Source organism: Arthrobacter celericrescens (assembly GCF_003614925.1).
Classification (GTDB): domain Bacteria; phylum Actinomycetota; class Actinomycetes; order Actinomycetales; family Micrococcaceae; genus Arthrobacter; species Arthrobacter celericrescens.
Genome location: NZ_QYLP01000064.1, coordinates 1 through 10,559, shown reverse-complemented (window position 1 = coordinate 10,559; position 10,559 = coordinate 1). Strand labels below are relative to the sequence as shown.

The 10,559-nt window shown below is 65.7% G+C and carries 10 protein-coding genes; all 10 read left to right on the top strand.

What is annotated here, in order from left to right:
• Positions 1-574, top strand: a 574-nt coding sequence (locus D3654_RS12145; RefSeq protein ID WP_162943722.1) for a sugar phosphate isomerase/epimerase family protein, incomplete at its 5' end; no start/stop codon positions are given.
• Positions 575-725: 151 nt separating this feature from the next.
• Positions 726-1,820 carry a LacI family DNA-binding transcriptional regulator gene (locus D3654_RS12140; RefSeq protein WP_074591634.1) on the top strand — a complete coding sequence of 365 codons (1,095 nt, stop codon included), beginning with the start codon at positions 726-728 and terminating at the stop codon, positions 1,818-1,820.
• A 246-nt stretch (positions 1,821-2,066) separates the two neighbouring features.
• Positions 2,067-3,158 (top strand): Gfo/Idh/MocA family protein, encoded by a 1,092-nt coding sequence (locus tag D3654_RS12135; RefSeq protein WP_120521756.1) that lies wholly within the window; start codon positions 2,067-2,069, stop codon positions 3,156-3,158.
• The gene (locus tag D3654_RS12130) at positions 3,155-3,985 is read left to right on the top strand and encodes a hypothetical protein (protein WP_120521755.1); all 831 of its coding nucleotides are present in this window, start codon (positions 3,155-3,157) and stop codon (positions 3,983-3,985) included. Before D3654_RS12135 ends, D3654_RS12130 begins: the two co-directional genes overlap by 4 nt.
• Before the next feature lie 122 nt (positions 3,986-4,107).
• Positions 4,108-5,430: an ABC transporter substrate-binding protein gene (locus D3654_RS12125; RefSeq protein WP_074591628.1), complete on the top strand. Its 1,323-nt coding sequence runs from the start codon at positions 4,108-4,110 to the stop codon at positions 5,428-5,430.
• 15 nt (positions 5,431-5,445) lie between these two features.
• On the top strand, positions 5,446-6,408 hold the full coding sequence (locus D3654_RS12120; RefSeq protein ID WP_120521754.1) for a carbohydrate ABC transporter permease: 963 nt from the start codon (positions 5,446-5,448) through the stop codon (positions 6,406-6,408).
• Positions 6,408-7,301, top strand: a complete 894-nt coding sequence (locus tag D3654_RS12115) for a carbohydrate ABC transporter permease (protein ID WP_120521753.1) — start codon at positions 6,408-6,410, stop codon at positions 7,299-7,301. The genes D3654_RS12120 and D3654_RS12115 overlap by 1 nt, the downstream gene beginning before the upstream one ends.
• Before the next feature lie 61 nt (positions 7,302-7,362).
• Positions 7,363-8,124 carry a sugar phosphate isomerase/epimerase family protein gene (locus D3654_RS12110; protein WP_120521752.1) on the top strand — a complete coding sequence of 254 codons (762 nt, stop codon included), beginning with the start codon at positions 7,363-7,365 and terminating at the stop codon, positions 8,122-8,124.
• Positions 8,121-9,242 carry a Gfo/Idh/MocA family protein gene (locus D3654_RS12105; RefSeq protein ID WP_120521751.1) on the top strand — a complete coding sequence of 374 codons (1,122 nt, stop codon included), beginning with the start codon at positions 8,121-8,123 and terminating at the stop codon, positions 9,240-9,242. Before D3654_RS12110 ends, D3654_RS12105 begins: the two co-directional genes overlap by 4 nt.
• Positions 9,243-9,275: 33 nt before the next feature.
• Complete coding sequence (locus D3654_RS12100) at positions 9,276-10,466, top strand: Gfo/Idh/MocA family protein (protein WP_120521750.1); 1,191 nt, start codon at positions 9,276-9,278, stop codon at positions 10,464-10,466.
• Positions 10,467-10,559: the final 93 nt, after the last annotated feature.

Sequence of the window (10,559 nt, the reverse complement as noted above, 5' to 3'; positions counted from 1 at the left end):
GTTCCCGCCCGTCCCCGAAAAAACCATCGACGCCGGCTACCAGGACTTCGCCGACCGCTGGAACCCCATCCTGGACGTCTTCGACGAGAACGGCATCCGCTTCGCCCACGAAGTCCACCCCTCCGAAATCGCCTACGACTACTGGACCACCGTCCGCACCCTCGAAGCCATCGGCCACCGCGAAGCCTTCGGCCTGAACTGGGACCCCTCCCACATGATGTGGCAAGGCATCGACCCCGTCTCCTTCATCTGGGACTTCAAAGACCGCATCTACCACGTCGACTGCAAAGACACCAAGCTCCGCCAAACCGGCCGCAACACCATCCTCGGCTCCCACCTACCCTGGGGCGACCCCCGCCGCGGCTGGGACTTCGTCTCCGCCGGCCGCGGCGACGTCCCCTGGGAAGCATCCTTCCGCGCCCTCACCGCCATCGGCTACACCGGCCCCATCAGCATCGAATGGGAAGACCCCGGCATGGACCGCCTCCACGGCGCCCCCGAAGCCCTCGCCAACCTCAAAAAATACGACTACCCCGCCCCCACCGCCAGCTTCGACGCCGCCTTCCAGCAGTAACCCTCTGCGCGAACGTACAGTTGAGGCCCTGTTTTCCAGGATTCCGGGGCCTCAACTGTACGTTCGCGCCGCCGGATGCGGTCCCTTATAAGCCCGGCCGGTATTCGTGGAATGCTTGGACCACACGGGTTTTCAGGGGAAAGGAACAAGCGTGGCCAAGCGCCCCACGGTCTATGACGTCGCCGCACGGGCGGGCGTCTCGATCGCCACGGTGTCCTTTACGTTCAGCCAGCCCCACAAGGTCCGGCCAGCCACGCGGGAGGCCGTCGAAGAGGCAGCGCGGGCGCTCGGCTACCTTCCCAGTGCCAGCGCGCGGGGGCTGGCCAGCGGCAAGACCGGTGCCATCGGGTTGTTTTCCTTCGCCTATTATGCCCGCGAGCGTGGTTTGCAGCCGGATTCACAGACGCCTTTCGGGGACGAGGCCAACGAAGACTTCCGCATGTTTCCGCTCTACCATGACGAGGTTCAGCGGGGCGTCCAGGTGGAGTGCTGGCGGCGCGGCTATGTCCTGATGGTCGGTGACGCCAAGGGCGCTGCCGGCGAAGCCGACCTCGCCGGAATCGCGGGCCGGGTGGATGGCCTGGCCGTGTTCCCCAATACCGTGCCGGACGATGTCCTGATGCGGATTTCCCGGCGCATCCCCGTGGTGGAACTGTCCATTCCGATCAACAACACCGGCCTGCACGGCGTCTCGGTGGACAACGAAGGCGGAATGGCCGAGCTGACCGGACACCTGGTTGAGGTCCACGGCCTGCGGGACATCGCTTTCGTGGGCCCCAAGGGGTTCCCGGACAAGGAACACCGCTTCAGCGGGTACGCCGGCGCCATGGTCGCGGCGGGCCTTCCCCTTCGCACGGTGGACACCGCCCCCATCGGCCACCTCGCGGATTTCGCCGCCTCCACCGTCGCGGAGTTCGTGGCTGCCGGAAAACTTCCCCAGGCGCTCGTCTGCTCCACCGACGAAGAAGCCCTCGCCTACATGGACGCCCTGGCCGCTGCCGGCATCGATGTGCCCGGGCAGATCGCGGTCACCGGTTTCGACGGCCTGGTGGCCGGCTTGGTGAACCGACCATCCCTCACCACCGTGCGCCAGCCGCTGGTGGAACTTGGCCGCGCCGGCGCCTCGATCCTGATCGACCAGGTGGCCAAGCCGGGCAAGGGAGCAGTGACCCGCCAGCTTCCGGTCAAGCTGATGATCCGCGAAAGCTGCGGCTGCCAGGCACAGCCGGGAAACCAGGTCCGCTAACAGCCCGACGACGGCGCCCGCCGGCCAGGCGGCCGCCTCCCCAGCCGCTTCGGCTGCTCAGCCCTGCCCGCCGAAAAACGACCTGGCTCACCCCTGCCCGGCCGCCCCTCTTCCGATTAATGCCAGCGAAGTTCAAACTTTTGACACTTTTTTGGCGAAAGGTGTTGCCAAGGTCACATCTACGCGCTTTGATTAGTACTGCTCAGCGATTAAAGCGCATAGATTTCGCACACAAGGAGGTGGAGCATGACCGCCAACCACGCTGTAGAACGAACCCTCGGAGTCGGCATCCTCGGCGCCGGCCCCGTTACCCAGGCAATCCACCTGCCATCACTCGCCCGGCTCCGCAACCTGCTGACCGTCCGCCACATCATGGACGTCGACGCCGCCGTTGCCGAGTCCGTCGCCGCCCGGGTCGGCGCCACCCACAGCACCAGCATCGAAGCACTCCTGGGCGACCCTGAGGTGGACGTCGTCGCCATTTGCAGCCCGCACCAATTCCACGCAGAACAAGTCATCGCCGCCTGCCGGGCCGGCAAGAAGGCCGTTCTGTGCGAGAAGCCGTTCGTCTGGAATGCGGAAGAAGCCGCGGAAATCTCGGCTGTCAGCCAGGAAACCGGCGTGCCGATCATCGTCGGCGCCATGCACACCTTCGATCCCGGCTGGCTGGCCGCCGAAGCCAACTGGGGCGACCTCCCCGAGACAGCACACACTATCCGCTCCTCGATCGTCCTCCCACCCAATGCCCGCTTTGAGGACTTCGCTACGGAGATCATCACCCGCCCGGCGTCCGGCACGCCCGACTACACCGACGCCGAGGTCATCAAGGGCATGCTGCGCGGAGGCATCATGGGCCTGGCCATTCATGACCTCCCGCTGGTCCGCCGCTTCACCCCGGACTTCGCCCTGGTGGAAGTGCTCGAAGCCCGCATCGTCCGCCCGTTCGGCTACATCATCTCGCTGCGCACGCCGACCCGGACCATCGAATTGCGCGCCGCCATGAACAACACGTGGAAGCCGGAATGGAGCTTCGAAGCCTTCTCCAACGACGCCGCCGTCCGCATCGACTTCACCCCCTCCTACGTGCAGGCGGGATCGGCCACCGCCACATTCAGCCGCGCCGGGGAAACAACCGTGCACGGACCGTTCGACCACAACGGCTACGAGGGCGAGTGGCGGGAACTGACCGCCCTCGCTGCGGGGGCAAAGCAGCCGCCGTCCGCCCAGAACCTGATCGACGACCTCACCTTCGCCTTGGACATCGCCGAAGCCACCGTGGCCGCCGTCGACGCCGATCACAACGTCGGACAGCCCGTCCGCGAAGGAGCGCACGCATGAGCCCGCAGTACACCGTCCACGCGACGCCGGAGGCCCGGGACGCCGGAGCCGTCGACTTAGCCGTCGCCTCTCTTCCGGCGTCGTTCGGCCCCGCAGAGGCCGGGTCCGCAGCGGACGGGTCCGCAGCGGCCGGGTCCGCAGCGGACGTCGCAGTCCTCCCGGGACAACCCGGGTGGACTGCCGAAGCAGCCAGGGCGATCGACGGCGGTGCCCGCGGCATCGTCGTGGTGAATCCCGCACCGGAAAGCGTCAGCGACCTCCTGGAGGCAGCGGAAACCAACGGCAGCGCCGTCGTCCTCGACCAGCGCTGGGCCTCGAACCCCGCTGTCCCGGGCGCCGAGGACGCAGTCCGGGCCATGGCCGGCCGCGCCGCCGTCCTCGACTCGGTCGCCACGGCTCCGGCGGGCACCGGCTCCGGTGAGTTGCTGGCCGACCACCTTGCCGCCGTCGTGCGCTTGACCGGGCACCTTGAGAACCTTCGCGTCGTGGCAAGCGGAGCGCACGGCTACACCGTGTCCGGGCGGCTCGCCAACGGCGCGCCGGCGGCGCTGCAGGGGGTCCTCAGCAGCGCGCGTCCCGCCGGCGTCAGCATCAGCATGTTGACCGACGACGGCGGCGTCAGCGTCACGCTTCCTGACCCCTTGGCAGCGTGGCCGGCAACGGTCAAGGCCACGGGCCCGCAGGGCGAACTCCTCCTTCCGACGCTGTACGAATCCGCCCACCGCGCCACCTGGCGCCGGCTCAAGGAGCACCTCGACGCCGGCACCTCACCTTCCGACTTGCATCGCTTCGCGGCGCTGACGGCATCCCTGTCCGCCCTCTCCTGATTCGCCATCCCAACCCCATCCACAGCAGTACCAGTCATTCACAGCATTTGCCCTACTCAACGCTGAGCTGGACCGGCACATCCGCGCAGGAAAGCCTGCAGCCGGTCCCGAAAGGAATCATCATGAATGTTCAGTCCGCAGAAAACCGTTCCTTCTCCCGCCGTGGCTTCCTCGGCCTGACGGCCGCTGCCGCTTCAGTTCCGCTTCTGGCCGCGTGCGGTGGCGGTTCCGCATCCCAGGGCGGAGGCGGTGCGGGCGGCAGCATCAAGTTCTGGGACATGCCGTGGGCAACCCCTGCCTACAACGACGCCGCCAAGGGCATTGCGGAAGGCTTCTCCGGCGCCAAGGGTGGCAAGGCCAGCTACCAGATCATCCAGTGGGCAAACTTCTACCAGACGTTCTCGTCAGCCATTGCGTCCAAGACCGGTCCCGCGGTGTCCACCGGTGGCGGTTTCCAGGCATTCCAGTTCGAACAGCAGGGCCAGATCGCGTACGCGGACAAGGTCATCGAGAAGCTCAAGTCCAACGGGCAGTTCGACGACTTCCTCCCGGGCGTCCTCGACCCCTTCAAGTCGGACAAGGGCTACGTCGCCGTTCCGTGGCAGCTGGACATGCGCGTGTTCTGGTACCGCAAGTCCCTCTTCGAGAAGGCAAACGTGGCACTGCCCACCGACTGGCCCTCGCTCCTTGAAGCCGGCAAGGCCCTGAAGAAGATCGGCGCCGTCGGCTTCGCCACTGGCGCGGGGACGGGCAATAACTACGCCAACCACTCGATGATCATGATGATGGTGAACAACGGGGGCGGCGTCTTCAACAAGGACGGCGAACTGGACCTGCTCAACGACCGCAACGTCGAGGCCATGGAGTTTGTCCTGGAACTCGTTTCCAACGGCATCGTGGACCCCGCGGCTGTCAGCTACACCACTGACAACATGTCCGCGCAGTGGAAGGACGGCAAGGCCGGGTTCGGCCTCTTCCAGGTCAACGTCCCGCAGCGGGTGGGTGACACGTCCGGAGACCTGCTCGTTGCCGACCCAATCAAGGGACCGCACGGCGACAAGGCGACCATCGTCTTCCCCAACAACATCATGATGTACACCAACACCCCGTCCCAGGAGGCTTCCGAGGACTTCCTGGTGTACTACCTGGGCCAGCTCAAGCAGCTGTGGCAGAAGAAACTGATGTCCGCCCTCCCCGTCTTCAAATCCATCACCGAGATTCCCGAATTCGCGGACGATCCCAACAACGTCAAGATCGTCAAGGACTGGCAGCCCATCGCCAAGACCTTCGCTTCCCAGGGCAACACCCTGAATGCAAACCTCGCAGCACTCGACGGCGGCCAGGCGCTGAACCAGTTCAGCCAGTCGATCATCACCGGAAAGGCCGACGCCAAGACCGCGCTGCAAACCTTCCAGTCCGGCCTCGAGTCCGTCCTGAAGAAGTAGGGACGGGAACCGGACATGTCCAGCACCACAGCAGAGTCCGGTCTGGCCCGGGCCCGCCGGGGAGTTGCCCCCGGCGGGTCGGGGACCGACCCCGGCAAGCGCAAGAGCAAACTGTCAGCCCAGGCCACCAGGACCTTCTTCTGGCTTCTGCTTCCCTCCGTGATCCTCCTGGTATTGATCCACGGCTATCCCTTGATCGAGGCCGCCATCCAGGCCACCCACGACGGCAACCTCCTGCAGACGGGGAACTTCGTGGGCGGCGAGAACTTCGCCACCGTGTTGTCCTCGGCCGCATTCTGGAAAGCTGCACAGTTCACCCTGTGGTTCACCATTGTGGGCGTCTTCGGTTCCTGGCTGGTGGGACTGGGCCTGGCGCTCCTGCTCCGCACCAAGATCCCGGCCGGCAACACCTTCAAGGTCCTGCTGCTCCTGCCGTGGGTGGTCCCGATCGTAGTCTCGTCCACCGCCTGGAACTGGCTCGTGGCTACCCCGGACAGCTTGATTCCTTCGATCTTCCGCAACCTCGGACTCGGCACCCCGCTGTTCCTGGCCGATCCGACGCTCGCCGCAGTCACCGTGATGATGTTCAAGGTCTGGGTGTCCTTCCCGTTCATGATGATGATGACCTCCGCAGCACTGGCTTCCGTGGACAACACTGTGTACGAGGCCGCGAGCATGGACGGAGCCAGCCGCTGGCAGCAGTTCACCCAGATCACCCTGCCGCTGATCGCCCGCTCCACCTATATTTCGTGGATTCTCATGACGATCTTCTGCGTCAATGACTTCCCCACCATCTACCTGCTCACCGGAGGCGGACCGGTCAACGCCACCACCTCCCTGGTGGTCCTGGCCTACCGCACCGTCTTCCAGGACTTCGCCACCGGCCCCGGCGTCGCCATCGCCTTCCTCATGACCATGACCCTCGTGGTCATCTCCGTCATCCTGTACCGCCAGATCCGAAAGTCGAGCGTCGAATAATGAGCGCAGTTCTCCACGCCCACCCGGAATCGGGCCCGGCCCTCGGCGTCGCCGAAACCGGCAAGACCCGCAAGGTACTCTCCGACGCGGGCATGCGCGGACGGTGGTGGCGGTTCGTCCTGATCCTCATCATCACCGCCATAGTCCTGGTGCCCATCATGGTCACCGTCCTCCTGGCGTTCACACCAGGTCCCAACAGCACCACCACCGGCCTGACATTCGAAAACATCAGCAACGTCTTCTCCAAGACCCTCGCCGGCACCTGGCTGCAGAACAGCCTCATCACAACCCTCGCAACCGTAGTGGTCTCCGTTGCCGTCGCGGCTCCCGCTGGGTACGTGCTCTCCCGCGGCCGCAGCAAAGCCGTTTCCGGCTACTCGCTGTTGCTGTTCGTGATGCAGTCCCTGCCCATCATCACGTCCGTGGTCCCGCTGTTCATCCTGTTCGCGGGCATGGGACTCGTGGACAACCTCCTGGGCATCACCATCATCTACGTCGGCTCCACCATGACGGTTGCGACCTGGATGATGGCCGCCTATTTCGACTCGATCCCGATCAGCCTTGAGGAAGCCTCGTGGATTGATGGCTGCTCGGTCTTCGGTTCCTTCACCAAGGTGGTCCTCCGCAACTCCCTGCCGGGCGTACTCTCCACCGCGATCTTCGCCTTCCTCCTTGCCTGGAACGACTACCTCGTGGCGATCGTGTTCCTGCGCTCCAACGAGATCTTCACCCTGCCCATGGGCGTCCAGTCCTTCTTCCAGCAGAACGCCACCGACTGGACCTCCGTCATGGCACTGGCCGTCGTGATGATGCTCCCGCCGATCATCGTTTTCGCCACCCTCAACAAGTACTTCAGCGTCGGTGGCATCGGTGGCTCCCTGGCCGGCCGCTAGGCCTCCCCAGCACCGCACCAGAAGCGTAACGTCAAGAAAAAACCACCCAGTAAGGAATCCCATGTCGTACTCACTCCAGCTGTACACCCTCCGCAACGCCATCCAGGAGGACCTGCCTGGAACCATCAGGAAGGTCGCAGAGATCGGCTTCACGCAGGTTGAGCCGTACAACTTCGTGGCGTTGGCCCCGGAACTCGGCGCGGCCCTTAAAGAAAACGGACTGACCGCGCCCTCCGGCCACGCACCGCTGCTTTCGGCCGACCAGGACGAGATCTTCGCGGCCGCAAAGGAACTGGGCATCACCACGGTGATCGATCCCTATCTCCCGGCCGAACACTGGCAGTCCCCCGAAGACATCCAGGCCACTGCCGCGAAGCTCAACGCAGCGGCCAGGAAGGGCGCCGAATACGGCATCCGCGTGGGCTACCACAACCACGCCTGGGAGCTCGAGTCCACCATCGAGGGCACCACCGCGTTGGAGTACTTGGAGACCCTCCTGGACCCCGAACTCGTCCTGGAGGTAGACACCTACTGGGCTGCCGTGGGCGGCCAGGACCCCGTGGAACTGCTGGCCCGTCTGGGCGGCCGCGTGAAGTTCATCCACATCAAGGACGGCCCCGCCACCACCGACACCAAGGCCCAGCAGCCCGCCGGCCAGGGCACCATCCCGGTACTGGACGTCATCGCCGCTGCCACGTCCCTCGAGGTCGGAGTGGTGGAATTCGATGACTACTCCGGTGACATCTTCCAGGGCATTACGGAAAGCCTGGACTACCTGAACGCCGCCGCAGCAGGCGCCGCATCGGAAGGAGCCAAGGCATGAGCTTTGCACCTTCCACCAAGAAAGGTCCCGTTGGCGTCGCAGTCATCGGCGCGGGCAACATCAGCAAGCAGTACCTGGACAACCTCACTACGTTCCCGGATCTGAAGGTCCACGTGATCGCGGACCTGTTCGTTGAGGCCGCCGAGGCACGGGCCAAGGAGTACGGAATTCCCGAGTTTGGCACGCCGGAGCTGGCGCTGAACCATCCCGACGTCGAGCTCATCGTGAACCTGACCATCCCCGCAGCGCACGTCGAGGTGGCCACAGCCGCAGTCCATGCCGGCAAGCACGTCTGGACGGAAAAGCCGTTCTCGCTCGACCGTGAGTCCGGGCTCGGCCTGCTCAAGGCCGCCGACGCCGCGGGCATCCGCCTCGGCACCGCACCGGACACCTTCCTCGGTGCGGGCCTGCAGACCGCGCGCCGGATCATCGAACGCGGCGACATTGGTACCCCGCTGACCGGCATGACCACGTTCCAGACCCCCGGCCCGGAATCCTGGCACCCGAACCCGGCCTTCCTGTTCCAGCATGGCGCGGGTCCCCTGTTCGACATGGGCCCGTACTACCTCACGGCCCTGGTCCAGACCTTCGGTTCGGTCCGCAAGGTGGCCGCCGTCGGCTCCTCCGCGAAAGCGACCCGCATCATCGGTTCCGGTCCCAAGGCAGGGGAGGAATTCGCCGTCGAGGTCCCCACGCACGTCTCCGCGATGGCACAGTTCGAAGGCGGGCAGTCCTCCCACAGCGTTTTCAGCTTCGAGTCCCCGCGCCTGCGCATGGGTTTTGTGGAGATCACCGGGTCCGAGGCCACCCTGTCCTTGCCGGACCCGAACTACTTCGACGGCGACCTCAAGCTCTGGCGTCCCGGCGCGGAAGAACCCGAGATCATCCCCGCCACCGGTCCGGCCAACGGCCGCGGCATGGGAGCCCTGGACATGGCCCGTGCCATCCGCGCCGGCGTGCCGCACCGCGCCACCGGCGATCTCGCCTACCACGTGCTGGACACCATGGTCTCGATCTCCGAGTCCGTGGAGTCGGGCTCGTTCGTGGACGTCACCAGCAACGCCCCCGTTTCGGCCGCCGTCCCCGAGGACTGGGCGCCCGAAACCGCCACCCTCTAGCAGCTCGCAAGGCGATAGAAAGAGAAACAACACATGACCACCCCCGCCCACACTGACCAGAGCCCGGGTGCCCGGCAGCGCCCCTTGGGCGTGGCCGCCATCGGTTACGCCTTCATGGGGAAGGCCCACTCGAATGCGTGGCGGAATGTGGCCAGTTTCTTCGACGTCCCGGCCTTCGAGCAGAAAGTGCTCGTAGGCCGGGACGCCACCCAGGTTGCCGAGGCCGCCGCCAAATACGGCTGGGCCGAATCAGCCACCGACTGGCGTTCGGTCATTGACCGGGACGACATCGACATCATCGACATCTGCGCCCCGGGCTGGATGCACGCCGAAATCGCCATCGCGGCGTTGGAAGCCGGCAAGCACGTCCTGGTCGAAAAGCCGCTCGCCAACACCCTGGCCGAAGCCGAACTCATGACCGCCGCCGCCGTTTCTGCCCGGACCCAGGGGGTGCAGTCCATGATCGGGTTCAACTACCGCCGCGTCCCCGCCCTGGCCCTCGCGAAGGAACTCATCGCTGAGGGCCGGCTCGGCACCGTCCGGCACATCCGCGCCGCCTACCTCCAGGACTGGCTCTCCGACGCCCAATCCCCCATGACCTGGCGCCTGCGCAAGGAAACCGCAGGCTCCGGCGCCCTGGGCGACATCGCCTCCCACGCCATCGACCAGGTCCTCTACCTGCTGGGCGATGCCGTCACCGAGGTCACCGGCCGCCTGCACACCTTCGTCACCACCCGCCCCGGCCCCGACGGCACCGAAGACGTCACGGTCGACGACGCCGCCTGGGCCACCCTGACCCTCGCCTCCGGAGCCATCGCCTCCGTGGAAGTCTCCCGCGTGGCCACCGGCCAGAAGAACTCCCTCAAACTCGAAATCTACGGGGACCAAGGCACCCTGCTGTTCGACCTCGAGGCCCTGAACGAACTCGGCTTCCTGGACGCCACCGTTCCAGCCCGGGAACAAGGCTTCCGGCGGATCCTCGTCAACGAACCCGAACACCCCTACATGGACGCCTGGTGGCCGCAGGGCCACATCATCGGCTGGGAACACACCTTCACCCACCAGATCCGCGACTTCCTGCACGCGATCACCACCGGTGAGGCCCCCTCACCCTCGTTCGAAGACGGCCTGCAGATCCAGCACGTCCTGGCCGCCGTCGAAGAATCCGCAGCCGCGAAAAGCTCCCTGATCCAACTCTCCGCCAACGCCACCGAAGGAGCCTGACCATGTCCCGCCCCTACACCCTCTTCACCGGCCAATGGGCCGACCTGCCCCTCGAAGACGTCGCCAAGCTGGCCTCAGGCTGGGGCTACGACG